The organism is Nocardia sp. NPDC006044 (genome assembly GCF_042871115.1).
GTDB lineage: Bacteria > Actinomycetota > Actinomycetes > Mycobacteriales > Mycobacteriaceae > Nocardia.
Map to the genome: position 1 here is coordinate 94,084 of NZ_JBIAID010000005.1, position 19,663 is coordinate 113,746.

A 19,663-nucleotide genomic window follows, 5' to 3' on the forward strand; every position below is an offset into this window, starting at 1 on the left:
GAACCGCGCGGTCAGCTCGGCGCTACGCCCAGCCAGCCGCCCATCGGAACGCTGCGGAAATGCGTTGTCAGGCTGTGTTTTTCATCGATCATGTGCAGCGCGACGGCAGGATCGGGCGCGTAGTCCATCACGTGGTCGGGCAGGTCGAGTTCCCAGACTCCGCCGAGCACCGACGCGGTGCTCGGCGCGACCAGCAGCGGGCGTCCGGCGAATGTGGTTGTCGCCGCGGAATGCGCGTGACCGGTGAGCACCGCGACGATGCGTTTGTCGCCGGCCACCACCTCGGCGAACTTCTCTGGCTCTTCCAGCGAGATCTCGTCGACCACCGGGCTGAACAGGTACGCGGGCGGGTGATGCAGCGCGAGCAGGATCGGTTTGTCGGCCGGCGCGGTCGCGAGGACGTCGTGCAGCCAGGTGTAGGTCTCATCGGCCAGGCGCCCGCTCGGCTCGCCGGGAATGCTCGAATCCAGCAGTGCGACGGTCAGATCCCCGATCCGGTGTGCGTGATTGATCGGCGCGGTGGAGGCGGCCGCGCCGAGCAGCGTGCTGCGGAACGCGGCCCGATCGTCGTGGTTGCCCGGGATGGCGTACACCGGAATGTCGATGTCGAACGCGAGTCTGGCCTCGGCGTATTGCTCGTGCTGGCCGGAATCGGTGACGTCACCGGTCACCAGGATCGCGTCCGGTCTGTGGCGCAGACCGGTGAGAAAGGCCATGACCTGTTCGACCCGTTCGGCGTTGCGGGCGCCGAGATCGAAATGTGTGTCGCTGACCTGAGCCACCAGGATCATCGGCGTTCGCTTTCTCTGGGGGATCGCTCCGTTGCGTCAGAGTGTGCCCGCCTCCCGTGCGCGGCACGCATTAAGGCTAGTTGACCTGCGTGTTACGCGTCGCCATGAGCCTCACCACCAGCGGAAACCTGTGCGGCGGTCTGTGTGCGCGCTCACTGGGGCTGCTCGCCGGCCTGTGCGGACAGCGTCTGCAACGAGCGCACGAATGCTCGCCGATCTGCCGCCGGAAGCTGTTCGAGCAGCTGATTTTCCTGCTTCTGGATGGCGGCCTGCACCCGATCGCGCAGGCTGCGCCCGGCCGGCGTGATCGACACCAGATTGACCCGCCGGTCCGCCGGATCCGGTTCGCGCAGGATCAATCCGTTCTGCTGCAATTCGTCCAGCACGCCGATGATCCGGGTCTTGTCCGCATTGATCGACTTGGCCAGCGCGGCCTGCGTGTACACCGGCTCCTTACCCAGGCCGAGCAGCACGGAGTATCCCCACATCGACAGCTCATGCCGTTCGAGCACCGGTGTTTCCACCGCCAAGAGCGTCCGCATGAGCGGTGCGATCATGGCGGCGAGATCGGGACGAGGGGCTTCGGACATGGGTAGAAAATACTGCTTGAAAGATGATAAGCGGATGCATACGATATGCTCATACTTATCATTTGGGCATCGAGCAGAGAGAAGCCGACGATGGCGACCGAACCGGATATCAGCGCGGAACTGCGCACCCTCGACTCACTGAAGAACGCCGTCGACCTGGTCGCGCTCGACGCGCAGGCCGTGCGGACCAGCATCGATCTGGTCGAGCAGCTCACCGACGCGGACCTGAGCAGGCCGACCCCGTGCGCCGACTGGACGCTGCACGGCCTGCTGACGCACATGATCGCCCAGCACTACGGATTCGCCGCGGCGTCGCGTGGTGACGGCGACCCCGTGCACTGGAAGACGCGGCCGCTCGGCCCGGACCCGGTGGCGAGTTATCGCGCCGCGGCCGAGCATGTCCTCGACGCGTTCGCGGCGCCCGACGTGCTGGACCGGAAGTTTCCGCTCGCCGAGTTCAGTGCCGACTACCAGTTCTCCGGGGCACAGGCGGTGAGCTTTCACTTCATCGACTACGTCGTCCATTCCTGGGACGTGGCACAGACTTTGGGGTTGCGCGTGACCTTCGACGACGCGCTGATCGAGGCCGCGTTCCCGGTGGCGCAGGCGGTGCCCGGCGGCGATATCCGGCTGGCGCCCGGTGCCGCGTTCGGTCCGGAGGTTCCGTGGTCCACGCCGGATCGGTTCGATCAGATCATCGCGATGCTCGGCCGTTCGCCGGCGTGGTCGCGCTGAGCTAACCGAGGTCGCGGCGCAATTCGCGTGCGCGGCGCAGCAATTCGCCAGCCTCGTCCGGCTCGGCCTGGATCGGGCGCCAGAACTCCGCGTCGGGCGGCGCCTCCAGGTCGAGTTCCGGCGGGGTGCGCCAGTCCGCCGTCAGGCCCAGCCGCCACGAATGCAGATAGGTCCGCTCGTGCGCGCCCGACCGGTCGAACAGCGGATCGCCGACGATGGGATGGCCGATCCAGGCCAGCTGCACGCGAATCTGGTGCCTGCGGCCGGTGATCGGACGCAGCGCGAGCACCGCGTGGTCGTCGCGGCGCAGCACCGTGGCGAAGTCGGTGCGCGACGGATAGTTCTTGGTGTCGAGCAGGTCGGCGTCCGCGACGAACCACCGATCCGCTTCGCGGCGAATGCTTTCCCGCGGCGCCGCGATGCGCACCCGGTTCTTGCGGCCCACGCTGAGCGGCAGGTCGATCACCCCGGTGTCGGGCAGGTCGCCCGAGGCGACGATCGCCAGGTACGCCTTCTCGGCGGTCTGCTTGTTGAACTGCCTGGTCAGCTGCCCGTGTGCGCCGAGTTCCTTGGCCAGCAGCACCAGGCCGGAGGTCACCTTGTCGATCCGGTGCACCGGATAGAGCGTCTCGCCCGCGGCGGCTGCCAGTTCGACCAGGTCGGCGTCGTGCCGTTCGCCGGTGACGGAGATGCCCGCGGGCTTGTGCAGGGCGAGGATCGCCTCGTCCTCGTCGACGAGGAATCGCGCGCGCAGCTCGGACCAGTCCATTTCCACTGGCCAGAGCTTAGGTCGCGGTAGGGGCGTGGCCCGAACTCGGGTTCACTGGTTCTTCTCGTTGCGGCGCAGTGTGTGCGGGCGCAACCGGTTGAAGCCCCGCACCCGGACGCTGCGCAGGTTCTTGATGATGAACTCCGGCTCGCCCTGCAGCGCCGTGGCGGCTTCGTCATCGATGAGCACCGTGCCGGGCCGGGCGACGCCGGTGAGGCGGGACGCGATGTTCACCACCGACCCGTACAGATCGCCGAACCGCTGCAGCACCTGCCCGTACGCGAACGCGACGCGCAGTTCCGGGGTGCCGCCGACCATCATCGTCGACTCTTGAATGGCCAGCGCGATGCGCGCCGCGTTGGCGGCGCTGTTCGCGGCGAACATGACCTCGTCGCCGACGTTCTTCACCACCCAGCCGCCGTTCTCGGTGATCGCCGCCGTGGTGGTGGATTCGAACGACTCCAGCAGCAGCGAGAGCTCATCGGGGTGCAGGTGCCTGGTCAGCCGCGTGTAGCCGACCATGTCCGCGAAGCCGACGGCCAGGTCGCGCAGGGTTTCGCCGGCGGAGGTGCCCGGATCGAGCGATCGCGACAGCGCGGCGGCCAGGTGCCTGCGCCAGGCGTAGGTGTTGAGCTGTTCGAGCGTCGCGATGGTGCCCTCGGTGGCGGCGCGAATGGTCTGCTCGGGGTCGGCGTCCGGATCCGCCGCCGCGATGCGCGCCCCGATCTCCGCGAGCACCAGATCGACCTGCCATTCCGCCAGCCGCGCCATGCCCTGGCCGAGGGTGCGCGCGGTCGCCGCCTGCTGCCTGGCATCGGCCGAGGACAGAATGCTCAGATCGCGGAAGTTCCGCAGCGCCGCGATGTCGGCATCGGTGTAGTCGACCGCGTCGTCGTCCAACCCCGCCGGAAAGCCCAGCGCTGTCCACAACCGCTTGGTCAGCGCCGTCGTGGTTCCCGCCTGCCCGGCCACGTCGGTGCGGCTGTACTGCCGATTCCCGTCCAGCAGATACGACTCGACGATCGACTGCACCAACTCGGACTTCTCGGTGGGCACCATGCCCGTACCTTACGACCCCGCGCCGATAACCCGCCGCAAACACCGCCACCATTGGGTGACCTCACAGCGACTACGGAAACGGATCAGACGGGAAGCGGTGCGGAACCCGTGTTCTGCCAGACCGTCCCGCGGCGTTCGTAGGAGATCAACTGTTCGACCGCATGCGCGACGCGCGGGCCGAGCTCGCGTTCCAGCAGGTACAGGCCGACGTCGAGCCCGGAGGTGGCGCCGGCGCCGCAGATCAGGTCGCCGTCGTCGACGACGCGGGCGGGAACTACCGTCGCGCCCGTCCGGGCGAGCGCTTCCAGGCCCAGGGGATGTGTGGTCGCGGGCCGGCCGGTGAGCAGACCGGCGAAGCCGAGCAAGAGCGAGCCGCCGCAGACGCCGACGACGGTCGATCCCGGACGATCGGCGGCTTCCTTCAGCAGGGCGGGCAGTTCGGTGTCGAGGGCGCGGGTGAGCACGGTCAGGACGGAGTCGTCGGCGTGGTCGTCCGCGTCCGCCGGCATCCGGCCCATCCCGCCGGGCACGATGACCAGGTCCGCGCGTTGCGGTGCCAGCTTTCCGGTGGCCCGCAACGAGATCGGCGGCACGCCGCTGGGCACCTCGCGCGCGCCCTCGGCGGACACCAGTTCGACGTCCAGCAGGCCGCCGGTGACCGTGCCGCCCGCGCCGAGTATCTCGAACGGTGCGATCACGTCCATCGGGTCGAATCCATCGAACAGCACGAATTGTGCGAGCATCGAAATCTCCTTCTGCCTCAGGTGATTACGACGCTAAGTGCCGTGCGGGCGGTCGAGAAGTAGCTCGATCGTCAGCTTCCGCCGGATTCTCGCCAGTCGGGTTGCGGCCGAGCCGGTTACCTGACCCGGGCCAGGAAAGCGTCGATGGCAGACCACATCTGGGGGTTGAGCTGGGTGTGCGTGCCGGTGCCCGGGACCGTCTGGAAGTCGACGCCATTGGCGGCGAACTGAGCGGCCAGGGTCGCGTGCAAGGGTGACGGCACGGTGGTGTCGGTGACGTTGGCCAGCAACAGGATCGGCGCGTCGTAACCACTGGTCGGCACCGTCAGGTAGGACTCGTACGCGGCCCGGACCCGGCTGTCGGACAACGGCTTCGAGAGCAGTTCGCCGATGCCGACACCGTCCACCCGCGCCTCGATCTCCGGCTTGCACATGGTGTCGATGTCGTCGAGCAGCTTGCGGCCGACCGGGCTCAGATATTGGTTGAAGTCGATATCCGGTCGCGCGGCGCGGAATCCGGCGAAGATGCTCGACACGAAGCCGAGGGTTTCCGCGGTGCCGGGAATCGTCGGAATGGCCGGACTCGCGATGGGCAGCACCTTTTCGACATCCGATTCCGGGTCGACCGTGATGGTGCCGCGGTAGTCGAGGTCGGCGGCATAGCTCGATTGCAGGTGGCCGGCGCCGAGCGCGGCCTGTCCGCCCTGCGACAGACCCATCGCGGCCCAGGTCCGGGACAACTCCGGATGCGCGGACCGTGCGGCGCGCAGGATGTCTATGGTCGCGGTCGCCTCGGTCCGCAACTCCAGGTACGGATGCGGTCCGGTGTCGAACAGGCCCAGTCCGAGGTAGTCCGGCGCCACCACCGCGAAGCCCTGCCCGACCAGGCGCTGCATGATGTCGTCTTCCTCGGCGTGCCAGTGCGAGTTCGGCGCGGTACTCGGATCGGATTCGCCGCCGCAGCCGCGCCCGAGCCCGGTCGTCCCGTGGTCGAACGCGATGACCGGCCAGCCGCCCGGCGGCGGCGTGCCGTTCGGGATGAACAGTGCCCCGCTGGCCGGCTTCGGTGTGCCGTCCGATCCGGCGGTCCAGTAGGTGATCACCGATCCGTTCGGCATCGGCCGCCAGCCGTCGGCCTGCGGAGTCGCCGAGATCAGCATCCCCGGGGTTTCCGCGGCGGCGGGGGCCGCCTGCAACCCGAGCAGGACACTTGCCGAGACCGTGGCCATCGCCACCGAACTCTTCCAACCACGAGTAACGCGCATCGAAGTCGTCTCCTTGTTGCTGGACATTCGTCCAGTTCAAGTGCAGCCTATGGCGGATTAGCTACCTAAACATCGATCGATAGCAAATTGCAAGCAAACCCACGTTACTCGAATGCTCGCGGGTTACAACGGTCCGTGCAGCTCGATCGCGGCGGCCCGGAAGGCTTCGGCGGTCCTGGCCGCGGCCTCGCTCAGTGGCGACGGGAGATAGGCGAGCAGGAGCCGGCGCTGCTCCTGTGGACCGCCGCGCACCGGCAGGACGCGCACGCCGGGCAGCACGGCGGGGGCGAGAACGGCCGGGATGGTGGTCAATCCGCAACCGGCGGCGACCAAGCGGAGTTTGGCCAGCCAGTCGCGGGCGGTGTGCGCGATCTCGGGGCGTTCGTCCAGCCCGGGCCAGACGCCCATCAGCCGGTCGTCGCTGGTGTTAGGTCCGGCGATCCACTGCTGGCCGTGCAGGTCGGCGACGTCGATGTAGTCGCCGCGAGCCAGCGGGTGCGCGACAGGCAGGGCGATGCACAGGCTGCGCTCGGTCAGGGTGTGCAGGACCAGCGCGGGCGACTCGGTGTCCGGCGCCCGGAACGGCGGCGCGGAGCCGAGCAGGGCGAGATCGACGCTGCCCGCGCGGAGTGCGCGAACCAGCGCCGGCGTGCTGCCTTCCCGGCTCAGCACGGTGATGCCGGGATGTGTCCGGCGCAGTGCCGTGATGGCCTTCGGCAGCAGAGCGGCGCCGGCGCTCGGGAACCAGCCAACCCGAACCGTCGCCGCCTGGGCGGGCAACCCCGACAACTCGCGGGCCGTCGCATCGATCTGATCGAGCACCGCGGTCGCCCGCCGCAACACCAGATGCCCTGCCGCCGTGAGCTTTACCCCCTCGCGATGCCGCTCCAGGAGTTCCGCGCCCGCCAGTTTCTCGATCGAGGCGATCTGCCGCGACACCGCGGACTGCGTGTAACCGAGCGACCCCGCGGCCGCGGTGAAGGTGCCCTGCTCGGCGACCGCGCGAAAAACGCGCAACGCGGTCAGCGAGACATCGGTGAAATCCATGACTTCAACGCATACCAGATGTGCCTGATTCTCGTTGGACTCATAGACGGTGACTGACTAATTTAGAACTATGAACGTTGCACGTATTGCCCTGGTGACCGGGGCGAATCAAGGCCTCGGCCGGGCGCTCGCCGAGGGCCTCGCCACTCGAATGGATCCGGCGGACCTGGTCTTGCTGACCGGACGCAACCCGCAGCGGGTCGCGGACGCCGCGGCCGAAATCGCCGCTGCCCCAGGCACTCGCAGCCGAGTCGAGGCCCGGGTGCTCGACGTCGCCGACGCCGAGGCCATCGCCGCCCTCGCCGCTGAACTGCGCGAAACCCATGGCGGAGTGGACATCGTGCTCTCCAACGCGACCACCCGGTTGCTGCCGGACCAGTCCCAGTCCGCGATGGCCGACGAGTACATCGACGTCGCCAACACCGCGACCCACTCGATCCTGCGTGCCTTCGGCCCCATCCTGCGCCCCGGCGGCCGCCTGCTGGTCGTGGCCAGCTCGCTCGGCACCCTCGGCCACCTGCCCGAGCGGTTGCACCCGCTGTTCGACCACGCCACCCTCGACCAGGTCGAGTACGCCGTCGAATCCTGGCGCAGCGCAATCCATGCCGGGACGGCCGAGGAGGCGGGCTGGCCGCGCTGGCTGAACATCCCGTCGAAGGTCGCCCAGGTTGCCGCCGTCCGCGCCGTAGCCGCCGAACGCCGCGACCACGACCTGGCCACCGGAACCCTGATCGCCTCGGTCTGCCCCGGCATGGTCGACACCGCGACCTCGCGCCCGTGGTTCAGCGACTACAGCCACGCCCAGACCCCCGCCGAGGCCGCCGGTGCCGTCCTGGATCTGGCGCTGACCCCGGGCGTCGACCCCGCCCGGTACGGCGAACTGATCCGCTTCGGCAACGTCGTTCCGTGGTATTCGGGCGAACCGCTGGCCGAACAGGATCAACTGCTCACCCCGTGAGTCAGGCGATGCGTCGTTTGCCTGCCGGCCTGGGTTGATCGTTCGACAATGGGTGTTCGTCGCGATCGCCGTTCGCCGAGGGAGCCGGGCTGTGTCGCGGCGGCCCGACCCCTGCAGGAGGAGCGTCATGATCTTCATCGTCGTCAAGTTCAAGACCAAGCCGGAATGGACGGACAGGTGGCTCGAGCTCGTCGGGCCGTTCACCGCGCTGACTCGGGCCGAGGCGGGCAATCTGTGGTTCGAGTGGTCCCGCAGCGTCGATGATCCGGCCGAATTCGTTCTGGTAGAAGCGTTTTTCGATCAGGCGGCAGGCGAGGCGCACGTGAACAGCGCCCACTTCAAGGCGGCGGTAGCCGAATTGCCGCAGGCGCTCGCGGCCACGCCGAAGATCATCAGCCGGGTCATCGACGGGACCGATTGGTCGGCGATGGGGGAGATGACCGTGGAGTGAACCTTATTCGGGTGACTTCGCGCGGCGAGCGAGGGGGAGTGCTTGCCTTCGGTGCTCGTCGGCTTGTGGCTTGCCGAGTGCGGTGGCGAGTTCGGCGAGGTAGTGGGCGACCGGCTCCAAGGTGATCAGGCCGCTGCCTGCTCCGGCGAGTTCGGTTGCGGCGGGGAGTAATTGGTCGTAGGAGTGACGCATGGCCGGTTCGTCACCGAGGGTGAGGGCGGCGCGGGCGTACAAGCAGGTGCGTAGTTCGAGCAGCAGGTCGCGCGGGGAGTCCGGAACGGCCTTCAATGCTGCGGCTGCTTCGTCGCGAAGACCGTTGGCCGAGAGGATGATCGGGCGAACCCACGGTTCATACGGGCCCCAGGCTGCGGTCGGATCGTCGGGCGGCATGCCGTGCCGCAGGCGCAGGCAGAGCAGGGCGAGAGGGAGGAGACCCTGTTCGACGCCGGGCATTCCGCTGCCGGTGAGCAGCCCGGCGGCGGCGCGATAGGCGCTCTCCGCCTTGCGCTGGTCGCCGGTGAGCGCGGTGCGCAGTGCGGCGTACCACTGGGTGAAGACGCCGACCATCGGCAAATCGTAGTCGGCCGCGAGCCGGCCCGCGGCGGCCGAGTGGGCGTCGGCGGATTCGAGATCTGCTGTTGCGCAAGCTGTTTGAATACCGACGAGGCGGCCGAGAACCTCGAAGGTGGGCAATCGATGCTGTCGGCCCAACTCGATGAGTTCGTCGCCGATACGGGCGCGTTCCGCACTGAGTCCCGCGCGGTGGAAGGTGTGCATGAAGCGGCCGTTGAGGGCGAAGGCCAGAAGAGCGGGATCGTCCAGTTCTCGGGCGATCGCCCCTGCTTCCTCGGCCGCACGCAGTCCGCGATCGTCTGCGGCGCCGCGCAGTTCGAGGGCGATGGTTGTGCACAACCGGGCACGCAGCTCGCGGTATTCGGCGGGCAGGGCGGCGAGGGCGCGTTCGGCGGCGGTGACGATGTGGGCCGCCAAGCCGGGGTCGTCGTTGGTGGTCCAGCTGGCGGGGATGTCGAAGGCGCTGATCACGCGTGCGGCACGGACCGGGTCGGCCCATTGTTCGGCCTGTGTGATGGCCAGTTCGCGGTAGTTTCGTGCCTCGGCGAGATCACCGGTGACTGCCAATGTTCTGGCGAGGCCGGTGATCGCGTCGAGTCGTGCGGCCGGGTCCGGTTCGGGCATTCGGTCGAAAGCGTCGAGTGCCGCGCGCCATTGCCGCACTGCCTCGCCGAGTGCGAATCCATGTTCTGCCTCGAGCGCCGCGGCGCCGGCGTACCGGGCTGCGCTCGGCGCGGTCGCCCGGCTCTGTGCGCGGACGAAGTGGTGTGCCAAGACGGAAACATCTGTGGTGCTGAGTGTTTCGAGTAGGTGGCCGAGCTCGCCATGCCATTGCGCCCGGCGCGGTCCGCTGATCTCGCGGTAGACCGTGTCGCGAACCAGGGCGTGGGTGAAGCGGAGCGAACCATCGGGCAGTTCGGTGAACAGCCCTGCCGCGAGCGCGGTTTCGAGGCCGTCGAGCGCGGGGCGCGGGTTGCCCGCCAGGTCGATGAGGATCTCACGGTCGATGTCTTCGCCGAGTACGGATGCCTGCTGGACCAGAGTTCGCGCGGACTGCGGCAGCATAGCCAGGCGATGCCGGATGACCTCGCGGACACCAGGCGGGACGGCGTCGAACGCATCGGGTCCTTCGTCGCGAAGCAGTCGCGCCAGCTCGCGAACGAAGAAGGGATTTCCATTGCTGCGCCGGTGAATTCGGGAGCCGTCATGTTCGGCGATGTCCGGTCCGGCGATCTCGCGTACCAAGGTGGTGGTGTCGTCCTCGGACAGGCCGCTCAGATACACACGAACAGGTTCGAAGGGTGCGACCTTGCCCAGAGTGGCGGTGAGTTCGGTACTGATCTCGGTGCTGCGGTACGTCGCCAGTACGAGTACCGGGCCCGCTATACCCCCGGTGATCAGGGTGGAGAGCAGGTCGAGGGTTTCCGCGCCGGCGTTGTGGATGTCGTCGAAGACCAGCAGAACCGGCGTGCGTCGCGACACCGACGCCAGATAGTCGGTCGCTGCGCGATGAAACAGAAAGCGCGCCTCGGCCGGATCTGCGGTCGCGACCTGCCCAGGCCGGGTGCTCGCCGCGTGATCTGTGGTCGCGATCTCGTCCGGCCGAGTGCTCGCCGCGTGATCGGCTGTGGTCAGGGTCGCGAGAATCCTCGTCCACGCCCAGCCGGGCGGGACGCCTAGATCCGCTGGGCTCTCGCCACGCGCGGTGAGCCACCCATTGCCGGTCAACGCAGACGAAACCTGTTCGGTGAGTGCACTTTTGCCTGCGCCTGCCTCGCCGGTCAGTAGTGCCAATCGCGCGCGTCCGTGTCGAGCGGCATCGTCGGCGGCGTGTTGGATCGCCGCGAACTCCAGCCGACGCCCGACGAAACCCCTTCCAGGCGTGAGATTTCGGGCGTTCGGCAGCAGTCGTGGAGCTTGGGCCAGGATGTCGGCCTCGACCCGTTGGAGTTCCGGTCCGGGGTCCGCGCCCAGTTCGGTGCGCAAGAGGTGACGGATCCGGCGCAGCGCGGCCAGCGCATCGCTCTGCCTGCCGGATCGGTAGAGCGCGACCGCGAGCAACTCCCACGCGTGTTCGCGCAAAGAATGCTCGGCGAGCAGGGAATTCAACGCGGGCACAGCTTCTGCTGGTCGTGCCAGTTCGATCAGTGCGGCGGCGCGGTGTTCGACGGCAAGCAGACGCAACCCGTCGAGCCGGTCGACTTCGGCACGGGCCCAACCTTGTTCGGCGAATTCCGCGTACGGCGGGCCTTGCCACAGCGCCAATGCCGCGTCGGCGGCCGACAATGCGCGGTCGAAGAGTTCGGTCGTGAGCAGTTCGGCGGCCCGGACGACGGCGGCTTCGAACCGGTCCGCGTCCACCGCGTCCGGCTCGGTGCGCAGCGCGTAGCCGGGGGTGACGGTGACCAGCACCTCGGCCGGGGTGCGCGGCGCACGATCGGGTTCGAGCGCCCGCCGCAGATCGGCGACGAACGTTTGAATCGCCCCCACCGCACCTTGCGGCGGCCGTTCCCACAGGTCATCGATCAGCTGATCCATCGAGACCATCCGCCCCCGCGCGACCAGCAAGCGCGCCAGCACCGCGCGATGCTTCGGCCCTTTCAACGGCAACGGCGCGCCGTCCCGCTCGGCGCCGATCGGCCCGAGCACACCGAAACGAAGGTGCGTCACGACGTCGTACTCAGTCGCTGCTGACCAGTTGCTGAGTGCGCGCGAAAAGACTGTCTGGCGTCACCAGCGAACACCGGAAGGACACCTCATGACACCGAAGATTACCGGATTCGACTACCAGCGGATCACCGTCGACGACCAGGTCGAACTCAATGTCGCGGTGGGCGGCGCGGGCCGTCCCATCGTGCTGCTGCACGGCTTCCCACAGACCCACCTCATGTGGCGGCACGTCGCCGCCGACCTGGCCGCCGACCACATCGTCATCTGCCCCGACCTGCGCGGTTACGGTGACAGCGACAAGCCCGCCGAGACCGGTACCAGCTATTCGAAGCGCACCATGGCCGCCGATATCGTCGCGGTCGCCAAGGCCCTCGGCCATGAGCGATTCGCGCTGGCCGGCCACGACCGCGGCGCCCTCGTCGCCATCCGCGCTGGGCTCGACCACCCCGGCACCATCACCCACCTGGCCTCGCTGGACGTCCTGCCCACCCTCGACATGTGGGACGTCATGCACGGCGTAACCGCCGCCGTCGGCTTCCACCTCTATCTCATGGCTCAACCCCCTGGCCTGCCCGAACAGATGATCGCCGCCACCTCCGACGCCTTCTTCGGCCACTTCCTCGACATCTGGACCCGCGACCCCGCCGCCATCCCACCCGAAATCCGCACCGCCTACCTGCGCGCCAGCGCCGCCGCCGTCCCCAGCATCGTCGCCGACTACCGCGCCTCCGCAGGCATCGACCTCGACCACGACCGCACCGACCGCGCCGCAGGCAACCACCTCCGCATGCCCGTCACAGTCCTCCAACAGGATTGGGGCGCCGCCCTCGGCTTCGACGCCGAATCCCTCTGGCGCGCTTGGGCTCCCGACTTGAAGCACGCCACGGTAAGTTGCGGCCACTTCATGGCCGAAGAATCCCCGGCGACGGTCACCGAAGCCCTGCGTGAGCTCCTGAGACGCTGATGCTCCGCACTGGTCATCTGAGTGGCCAGTGCGATCGGGTGCTGACAGGTGTCGGCGAGACCATCATGCACAGGTCGAGGCTGTGTAGGTTGGTTGGTCAGCGGGTCTCGTTGTCCGGCTGTGTACAGTGCGGCATACTTACAGCGATCGCGCGCTGCTCGGTGGTGCGCTGAACTTGATGGAAGGTGGTGTGGCATAGGTCAAATGATTTGGTTCGTGGGTACTCGCCTTCTTTTTGTTCAATTACCTACGTAGACGAGCGCGCCCAAAAACCGGTCGAATACCTTGCCTAAAACCTCACCAAAATAAGTTCAATAGAAGCCCTCTGGATCGCACTAGCGCCCAGAGGGCAATTTCTGGAACCCTGAAGGATCGCCCGGCCCGCGATGTCGCTGTCGTGTTCAGCGATCTTGCACTCCCTGAGCCGATCGCCCGGGTTGTTGCAGTGTCTGCCTACGACGCTGCGAGCATGCTGGTTGCTCGGCCATTGAGCAGCTGGTTCGTCTTGATGCATAGCCCGGTCCCGCAGGGGGTTCCCTGCGGTGGCTGAACTGAGCATTAACGCCATATCGGCGCACCTGGGACGAGCCGCAGACCCTGCCAACTCGACCCATATGCGTGGCCGTGCTTACGAAGCTGCTCTGGTCCACGTGTTCGATGGGATACCGGGGTGTGTCACGCAGAGCAACAGCTTGAACCGGTTCGCATCTGAAGAAGTCGACATATCGGTCATGAACTTCCGAGAGCGCGACGGGCTACGTGCCTTGCCGGAGCTCTTTCTGGTCGAATGCAAAAACTGGAGCCGTCCTGTCGACTCGGCTAGGGTCAGCACCTTCGCTACCAAGATCCGGCACCGTGACTGCACGCTCGGCGTCCTGGTTGCAGCCAGCGGCGTCACCGGAGATCCGTACGAGAAGACTGCCGCGTACCAAGCGGCAGCAAATGCCTTGCTCGAGAGAACCAGGATCCTCCTGCTGACAACCGACGACCTGATGGCGCTGACATCCAGCAAGGACGTTGTGAATCTTCTGCATCGGCGCCTGCTCGATCTAATCGCTGCCGGTACATTCACCCTCGCTTGAGAACCTGGACAAAGATGAATACCTCGGTCTAGTCCTGCGCTGTCGGGCGTGGCTTGACCAACCTGTCTGACCTGTAGATACCGTTGTATGCAGAAGATTTCGACAGCTCTGGTCACCGGCCAATAGCCGAGTTGCAGAATCCATTGAGTTGAACGCGTACCGGCCGACCATCGTAGGGGGCGTGTCGTGTCGATATGTGCGCTGCGGCGATCGCCAAATACGGAGTGAACTCAGCATTGCCGAGAAGATCAAGCCAGACTGGCTCCGGCCGGCTGGAATTGACCCGAATCGGTCGAGGCCGAGTCGCAGCAACCCGGCCGCAATGAGTACCGCGCGCTCGGATTCAGGCCCAGGCGGTGGCGAGGCGTTGGGCGTGGCCGCGGAGGGCTCGCAGGGGTGGGGGTGCGTTGCCGGTGATGACGATGAGGACGACCGGGCCGCACAATTCGGCGACGGCGAGTTGGTCGTCGGGTAGGCCGGGGAAGTGGGGGCGGACGTGGTCCAGGACGGCGCGCGCCGGTTCGGCGAGCAGGTCGGCTTCGGCGACGAGCTTGCTGACCTCGGTGTCGTGCTGGGCCTCGCCGAGCAGGGCGCGGTAGGCCGCGCCGGCCGCCGAGGTGGTGAGGAATTGGGTGAGGGCGACCAGGAAGTCGGTGATCATCCGGACCGGGTCCGCGTGCACGGCGACGGTCAGTTCGCCGCGCGCGTCGTCGGCGCAGGACTCGATCAGGATGTGCGCCTTGGTCGGCCACCACCGGTAGACGGTCTGCCTGCCGACACCGGCGTGCTCGGCGATGCCCTTCATGGTCATCGCCGAATAGCCGATCTCGACCAGCAGATCGTCGACCGCGTGCAGGACGGCGAGGCGAGCGGTCTCGCTGCGCGGACGCCCCGGAGTGGCAGGTTTCCTCACGCCGCCAGCATATGGGGCCATCGTGCACCGTTTATCCGACGCAGCCGCGTCGCCGCACGATCATTGCCGGTACGCACCGTTCTCGATGTCCTCGATCAGGGTCGGCCCGGTGGGCACCCACGGCACGGTCGAACGGGTGAGCTCGCTCGACGCCGTCATGGACAGCCCGAAGAAGTGGCCGACGATGCCGAAGTGCGCGTCCGCGTCCTGCGGATCGATCGAGGCCACCGGGAGTTCCAGCGAACGGCCCAGTGCTTCCGCGATCGCGCGCGTGGTGATGGACTCCTCGGCGGCCGCGTGCAAACGCGTTCCAGCAGGCGCACTTTCGATGCCGAGCCGGATCAGCCGGGCGGCGTCGGAGCGGTGTGTCGCGGACCAGGTTGTGGAACCGTCGCCGATGTAGCCCGAGACGCCTTGCTTGCGCGCGGCGTCGGCGAGGAACGTGACAAACCCCCAGTCGCCCTCGCCGTGCACGGACGGTGCGAACCGGATGATCATGGACCGCACGCCCCGGTCGGCGAAGTCGAGGGCGAGGTTCTCGCTCCCGCCCCGATCGGACTCCGGTCCGACCGCCGGCGACGGATCCGTCTCCAGCACCGACCGGCCTTCTACCAGGCCGGAAAGCCCATTCGCGACCATCAGCGGCCGATCGGTACCGACCAGCGTCTCGGCCATCGCCTCGACCGCGGCCCGCTCCGCACGATCCGATTCCGCGGGATTGCCCCAGTCGTGCTTGTTCGCCAGGTGCACGACGGCGTCGGTCTCGGACGCGCCGCGGCGCAGCGAGTCGAGATCATCGAGGTCGCCACGCAGGACGATCGCCTTCTTCTTCTCCAGCAGTTCGGCGGCGGCGTCCGACCGAGCCAACCCGACCACCTCGTGACCTGCGTCCAGCAGCTCATCGACAGTTGCCGAGCCGATCCAGCCGCTGGCTCCGGTGACGAATACACGCATCAGCGTGACCTCCTTCAGTACGTGACGACCCGACCTAGTTTCGAGTCACTGTGTACCGCAAAGTTAGCAGAAACAAGCCACTATGTCTCGAAATATTTTCCTGACCGATATGCTGACGGAGACTCCTTGCGCTCGTTAGACCGCGATGCCCTCTTGACTCCGAGTGCTCATATCGAGACACTGTGCCTTGTAACCGCCGCAGTCGCGGCCCAACTGAGGAGCGCCGAAAACCATGAGCGACAAACCCTTCGAACCCGCCCTGACCGCCTTCATCCTGGTCCGAACCACCCCCGAATGGCTCGCCCTCCCCATCCCCCGCCGATTCGAGGTCTTCACCAAGGAAATCCTCGACCCAGTCCGAGCCAAGGTGGCCAACGTCCGCTCCCGCTTCTTCGACACCGAGTTCTACTCAGCCCGCGTAACCGACATCTGGCTCTGGGAAGCCGCCGACCACCAATCCTTCCAACTGGTAATCGAAGCCCTCCGCGAAACCCCCTTCTGGGACCACTATTTCGAGGTAGTAGACATCCTCGTAGGCATCGAAAACGCCTACGCCACCAACTACGGCCGAGAAGCCGCAGCCACCATCAACGCCTGATTGACTTGGTGGATGGCCCACCCTTTCCCTGCGTGACATTCCCGGCAGTCTGGGATTGGGCGCTGGGCGGCAAGCAGTGCGGGTGCTGAGAGCTGGTGATCCATATATCGATCCTCAGGGGCTCCCTTGGTGCGTGATCGATATATGAATCTTTTCGGTAAGTGCGTGCTATGATCGATATATGGATCATGCCAGGGCTGTCACCCCAGTCGAGTTCGGCCAAGCAGTGCGCCGTGCTCGGGAGCAGCGGGGCCTACACCAAGCAGATCTGGCCGAGCGACTCGGCGTCACGAGGATGACTGTGTCGCGGTTGGAAAGGGGAGGCGCGGTCAATATGGAGACCGCCATTCGGGCGCTGTCCGAGTGCGGCTACGAAACCGTTGTAGTACCGAAGTTCAGCCGAGTCACCGTCGAGAAGCGGTAACTCGATGGGCCGCAACAAGGTCCCCGGTTTGGATGTGTGGTTGTACGGACATCATGTCGCCCACCTCGCCGAGCCCAGCACCTACCGATACAAGCTCGAGTTCACCGACGAGGCGCTGGATGTTTTCGGTCAGGGAGCCCGGGTGCTATCGCTTGCCTTGCCTTTCGATACCAAAGCGATCGCTGACGCAAAGGGGCTGGGTAGTCGACCTGTGGCCGCTTTCCTGGAAGGACTCCTCCCCGAGGGGAATCTCCGTCGCCATCTCGCCGCGAGTCTCGGGGTTACCTCCATCGACAAGCTGGAACTCCTGCGCGCGGTGGGCGCCGAATGCGCAGGTGCGGTGCAGTTCGTCCCGGAAGGCGAAGTGCCGTCAACGGGGGCCATCAGAGAGCTCGCCGATGACGAAGTGAACCGGCTCATTGCTGATCTCCCCACTTACCACCTCCCCGAAGGGGCCGTTCCGCAAGCGTCGCTTGCCGGAATTCAGGACAAGGTGCTGTTGGTGGCGCGACCGGACGGATCCTGGGGATGGCCCGAAGGCGGCGCGGTGTCGTCACACATCATCAAACCTGAGCCGTTGGCCGGCGCGACCGTGCCGCATCTCATTCAGGCCGAACATTGGGCGATGTCGGTAGCCGACGCCGCAGGTCTTCGTGCCGCACAGACCACTGTCGAATCTTTCGACGGGCGTAGCGCTCTCGTGGTCGCCCGCTATGACCGCACCCGAGACGGGGACAGACTGCATCAGGAAGATTTCTGTCAGTCGCTCGGTCTGGACCCCGACGCGAAGTATGAAAGTACAGCCGAGTCCGAACGGCTCGGATCCAGGCTGCGCCGCCTCGCGTCCGTAGCGGCCGACCGTGCGATGGATCCCCAGGCGTTCCGCGTCGACCTACTGTCGGCGGTGACCTTCAACGTCATCATCGGCAACGGTGACGCGCATTCGAAGAACTATTCACTCCTGCTCGGCCGTCGCGGCGAGGTGTCACTGGCGCCGATGTATGACTCCGCACCGGTCAGGTACCTGGATCCTAGATTCAAAGGCACAGGCCACATCATCAACGGTCGCACCACCATCGACTCTGTCGATGAAGCGGACCTTGTGGCCGAAGCCCGTTCGTGGGGGCTGTCGCCACGAATCGCGCAAAGCACCGTCCGCTCTGTCATGGCGAACGTTTGGGACGCTGCGCACTCCGTGCCCCTGCCGCCCGGTATCAAGTCGGTCTCGAACAGGCTCGAAGCGCTCTGGGCTCGGCGCCAGTGGACCGTGCCATGACCCGATACTTCGCGCAATTCGAATTGGCCTGACCCGGAAAAGCTCGTTCCCGGCTCTGTGCCCTCGGCAGGATTCGAACCTGCGACACCCGCTTTAGGAGAGCGGTGCTCTATCCCCTGAGCTACGAGGGCTGGCCCGGTGGTGGTCATCGGGACGTTCGGAGTCTACCGGGTCGAGGGGCTGAGGCCGAAACGGATTCGGCGGGCTGGGGGTGACCGGCCTTCGACTACTTGTACCGTTCTCCGGCCCAGCGGCGCGATCGCGGCTGGGGTCAGCGTCATGAACCCTTCCGGCAGGTGCTCTTGACCGGTGCCGTGGGCCGATCCGCAGCGAGGCCGACAGCCCCAGACGGTCTACCACTCACGTCAAGCTCCGCCGGTCAGCCAGCGTATCGCGCGATCGAACGCGGAATCGCGCTGCTGGGCGAACTCCTCGTCGGTGAAGACGGGTTCGGTCAGCTCGGGTGGGATGCCGGTGCCGTCGAAGGTCTGGCCGTTCGAGGTTTGGAACTCCTCGTTGGGTAGGCCGAACCACCAGTCCGAGTGGCGGGCGCCGGGGAGTTTGCGTTCCATTACGTCGGAGAACACGCCCTGGGTGGGTTGGCCGATTCTTGTTGTGCGCGAGGGGCGTTGCAACATGGCCTGGGTGAAGGTCTCGCCGGCGCTGACCGTGGATCCGCCGGTGAGGATGGCGATGGGGCCGGTGAAGGCGACGCGGGCCGGTTCGACGCGTTGCGGTTGGGGTTCGGTGCTGCGGGTCTTCTTGGCGTAGGCGAAGTAGGGGCGGTCGGTGAGACGGGCTGCCAGTTGCAGGCCGAGGCTGTCTGAGCCGCCACCGTTGATGCGGAGATCCAGGATCAGTCCGCGTAGCCGGCCCAGCCGGTCCGCGGTGAAGAGCGCGTCGAGGGCGCGGTCGAGTTCGGCGCTGTCGGCGGCGAAGGTGCGTTCCGCGGTGTAGCCGCTGAACGAAGAAACCCGCAGGTAGCCATAGTCTTGCCCGGGAATGTCCGCGTACCCGACGCGGCCGTTGGCGAATTCGGTGAGCGAGTGCTGGAGATCGCGCTGCTGGACGAATTTCTCGACTTTCTGGTCGAGTTGCGGGCTCGGGATGGTCGTACCGGGCCGGCCTGTGCCGAAGAACCCGCTCTCGCCCGCCGACACGACCACGTGTGCGTCGTTCAGCGGCGCGACCATGTCCCGTAGCGTCGCGAAGAGTTGGGCGTCGTCGCCGCGCTGCTCGGCCAGGTCGGCCCGGGTGCGGAAGCGGTCCCGGACCTGTTGCCAGTCAAGGCCTTTCGCGGCGAAGAACGGATAGTTCTCCTGAAACGTCTGCCAGAACACATCGAAGACGGTGGGCTCGGCCGCGGTGGCGCATGGTGCCGGCAGGCCGTCGAGACGCCGCAGCGTGCGGTCGCCCGGTGATCCATCGATGTGCAGCGCGGCCCGATCCGGATGATCGCCGGGCCGCACGGTGAGCATGTCCTTACCCTCGGTGACATATCTGCCCGGATCCCCGGAGCGGGCGGCGGTCTCGTCCTTCATGCAGCTCAGAGCCGTTACCTGATAGGTCTCTAGCGTGTCCGCGTGTACGGAGAGCACGCTCCCGTAGTCGTCCACCTGCCAGAACCCGGACGGAAATTCAGGCGCACCCGCGGCCCTCCCGCACGCCGTGCCGACTACTGCCAGTGCCACCGCGATTGCCGCGGTTCGCTTGCGCTGCATGACCATTCGTCAACCGTCCGGCACAGGGCGGTACTTCGGCAACCGTGTAGGCAGGCGACCGGAAGGTGGTGCTACCCGTA

Annotated in this window: 19 protein-coding genes and 1 tRNA gene; 8 read left to right on the plus strand and 12 right to left on the minus strand. The window is 66.8% G+C overall.

Annotation, left to right across the window (positions count from 1 at the left end; translation table 11 throughout):
- Positions 1–11 precede the first annotated feature (11 nt).
- Together ACFYO1_RS36840 and ACFYO1_RS36845 are read right to left on the minus strand one after the other, a co-directional pair.
- The gene (locus tag ACFYO1_RS36840; protein ID WP_387241951.1) at positions 12–791 is read right to left on the minus strand and encodes a metallophosphoesterase; all 780 of its coding nucleotides are present in this window, start codon (positions 789–791) and stop codon (positions 12–14) included.
- Between the two features lie 152 nt (positions 792–943).
- Positions 944–1,381, minus strand: coding sequence for a MarR family winged helix-turn-helix transcriptional regulator (locus ACFYO1_RS36845; protein ID WP_387241954.1), 438 nt, complete (start codon positions 1,379–1,381; stop codon positions 944–946).
- Positions 1,382–1,471: 90 nt separating this feature from the next.
- On the opposite strand from ACFYO1_RS36845, the gene ACFYO1_RS36850 reads away from it, so the two are divergent.
- Positions 1,472–2,116, plus strand: a complete 645-nt coding sequence (locus ACFYO1_RS36850; RefSeq protein WP_387241957.1) for a TIGR03086 family metal-binding protein — start codon at positions 1,472–1,474, stop codon at positions 2,114–2,116.
- Position 2,117: 1 nt separating this feature from the next.
- On the opposite strand, the gene ACFYO1_RS36855 is transcribed toward ACFYO1_RS36850, so the two are convergent.
- The 5 genes from ACFYO1_RS36855 to ACFYO1_RS36875 all read right to left on the minus strand — a co-directional run bounded on the left by ACFYO1_RS36855 (position 2,118) and on the right by ACFYO1_RS36875 (position 6,999).
- Positions 2,118–2,885, minus strand: coding sequence for an RluA family pseudouridine synthase (locus tag ACFYO1_RS36855; RefSeq protein WP_387243126.1), 768 nt, complete (start codon positions 2,883–2,885; stop codon positions 2,118–2,120).
- A gap of 51 nt (positions 2,886–2,936) precedes the next feature.
- Positions 2,937–3,944 (minus strand): adenylate/guanylate cyclase domain-containing protein, encoded by a 1,008-nt coding sequence (locus tag ACFYO1_RS36860; protein ID WP_387241959.1) that lies wholly within the window; start codon positions 3,942–3,944, stop codon positions 2,937–2,939.
- Positions 3,945–4,027: 83 nt separating this feature from the next.
- Positions 4,028–4,687, minus strand: a complete 660-nt coding sequence (locus ACFYO1_RS36865) for a DJ-1/PfpI family protein (protein ID WP_387241962.1) — start codon at positions 4,685–4,687, stop codon at positions 4,028–4,030.
- A gap of 116 nt (positions 4,688–4,803) precedes the next feature.
- Positions 4,804–5,979 carry an alpha/beta fold hydrolase gene (locus tag ACFYO1_RS36870; protein ID WP_387241965.1) on the minus strand — a complete coding sequence of 392 codons (1,176 nt, stop codon included), beginning with the start codon at positions 5,977–5,979 and terminating at the stop codon, positions 4,804–4,806.
- Between the two features lie 96 nt (positions 5,980–6,075).
- Positions 6,076–6,999, minus strand: coding sequence for a LysR family transcriptional regulator (locus ACFYO1_RS36875; protein WP_387241968.1), 924 nt, complete (start codon positions 6,997–6,999; stop codon positions 6,076–6,078).
- Positions 7,000–7,069: 70 nt separating this feature from the next.
- Between ACFYO1_RS36875 and ACFYO1_RS36880 the strand changes: the two genes are divergently transcribed.
- Positions 7,070–7,957: an SDR family NAD(P)-dependent oxidoreductase gene (locus ACFYO1_RS36880; RefSeq protein WP_387241971.1), complete on the plus strand. Its 888-nt coding sequence runs from the start codon at positions 7,070–7,072 to the stop codon at positions 7,955–7,957.
- A gap of 127 nt (positions 7,958–8,084) precedes the next feature.
- Positions 8,085–8,408, plus strand: a complete 324-nt coding sequence (locus ACFYO1_RS36885; RefSeq protein WP_387241974.1) for a putative quinol monooxygenase — start codon at positions 8,085–8,087, stop codon at positions 8,406–8,408.
- Positions 8,409–8,411: 3 nt separating this feature from the next.
- Here ACFYO1_RS36885 and ACFYO1_RS36890 read toward each other — a convergent pair whose 3' ends face one another.
- Complete coding sequence (locus tag ACFYO1_RS36890; protein ID WP_387241977.1) at positions 8,412–11,651, minus strand: BTAD domain-containing putative transcriptional regulator; 3,240 nt, start codon at positions 11,649–11,651, stop codon at positions 8,412–8,414.
- An 88-nt stretch (positions 11,652–11,739) separates the two neighbouring features.
- On the opposite strand from ACFYO1_RS36890, the gene ACFYO1_RS36895 reads away from it, so the two are divergent.
- Together ACFYO1_RS36895 and ACFYO1_RS36900 are read left to right on the plus strand one after the other, a co-directional pair.
- Complete coding sequence (locus ACFYO1_RS36895; RefSeq protein ID WP_387241980.1) at positions 11,740–12,615, plus strand: alpha/beta fold hydrolase; 876 nt, start codon at positions 11,740–11,742, stop codon at positions 12,613–12,615.
- A 542-nt stretch (positions 12,616–13,157) separates the two neighbouring features.
- A complete protein-coding gene (locus tag ACFYO1_RS36900; RefSeq protein ID WP_387241983.1) occupies positions 13,158–13,697 on the plus strand; it encodes a restriction endonuclease in 540 nt (179 codons plus the stop codon).
- Positions 13,698–14,040: 343 nt separating this feature from the next.
- Here ACFYO1_RS36900 and ACFYO1_RS36905 read toward each other — a convergent pair whose 3' ends face one another.
- Entirely contained in the window at positions 14,041–14,610 is a 570-nt protein-coding gene (locus tag ACFYO1_RS36905; RefSeq protein WP_387241986.1) for a TetR/AcrR family transcriptional regulator, read from the minus strand.
- Between the two features lie 60 nt (positions 14,611–14,670).
- Positions 14,671–15,564 (minus strand): SDR family oxidoreductase, encoded by an 894-nt coding sequence (locus ACFYO1_RS36910; protein ID WP_387241989.1) that lies wholly within the window; start codon positions 15,562–15,564, stop codon positions 14,671–14,673.
- Between the two features lie 232 nt (positions 15,565–15,796).
- On the opposite strand from ACFYO1_RS36910, the gene ACFYO1_RS36915 reads away from it, so the two are divergent.
- The 3 genes from ACFYO1_RS36915 (at position 15,797) to ACFYO1_RS36925 (ending at position 17,862) form a co-directional block, all read left to right on the plus strand.
- Positions 15,797–16,162: a darcynin family protein gene (locus ACFYO1_RS36915; protein ID WP_387241992.1), complete on the plus strand. Its 366-nt coding sequence runs from the start codon at positions 15,797–15,799 to the stop codon at positions 16,160–16,162.
- 181 nt (positions 16,163–16,343) lie between these two features.
- Positions 16,344–16,586 (plus strand): helix-turn-helix transcriptional regulator, encoded by a 243-nt coding sequence (locus ACFYO1_RS36920; protein WP_387241995.1) that lies wholly within the window; start codon positions 16,344–16,346, stop codon positions 16,584–16,586.
- A 4-nt stretch (positions 16,587–16,590) separates the two neighbouring features.
- Positions 16,591–17,862 (plus strand): type II toxin-antitoxin system HipA family toxin, encoded by a 1,272-nt coding sequence (locus ACFYO1_RS36925; protein WP_387241998.1) that lies wholly within the window; start codon positions 16,591–16,593, stop codon positions 17,860–17,862.
- 58 nt (positions 17,863–17,920) lie between these two features.
- On the opposite strand, the gene ACFYO1_RS36930 is transcribed toward ACFYO1_RS36925, so the two are convergent.
- Both ACFYO1_RS36930 and ACFYO1_RS36935 read right to left on the minus strand, forming a co-directional pair.
- Positions 17,921–17,993 (minus strand) — tRNA-Arg (locus ACFYO1_RS36930).
- Between the two features lie 234 nt (positions 17,994–18,227).
- A complete protein-coding gene (locus ACFYO1_RS36935) occupies positions 18,228–19,583 on the minus strand; it encodes a S41 family peptidase (protein ID WP_387242001.1) in 1,356 nt (451 codons plus the stop codon).
- Positions 19,584–19,663: the final 80 nt, after the last annotated feature.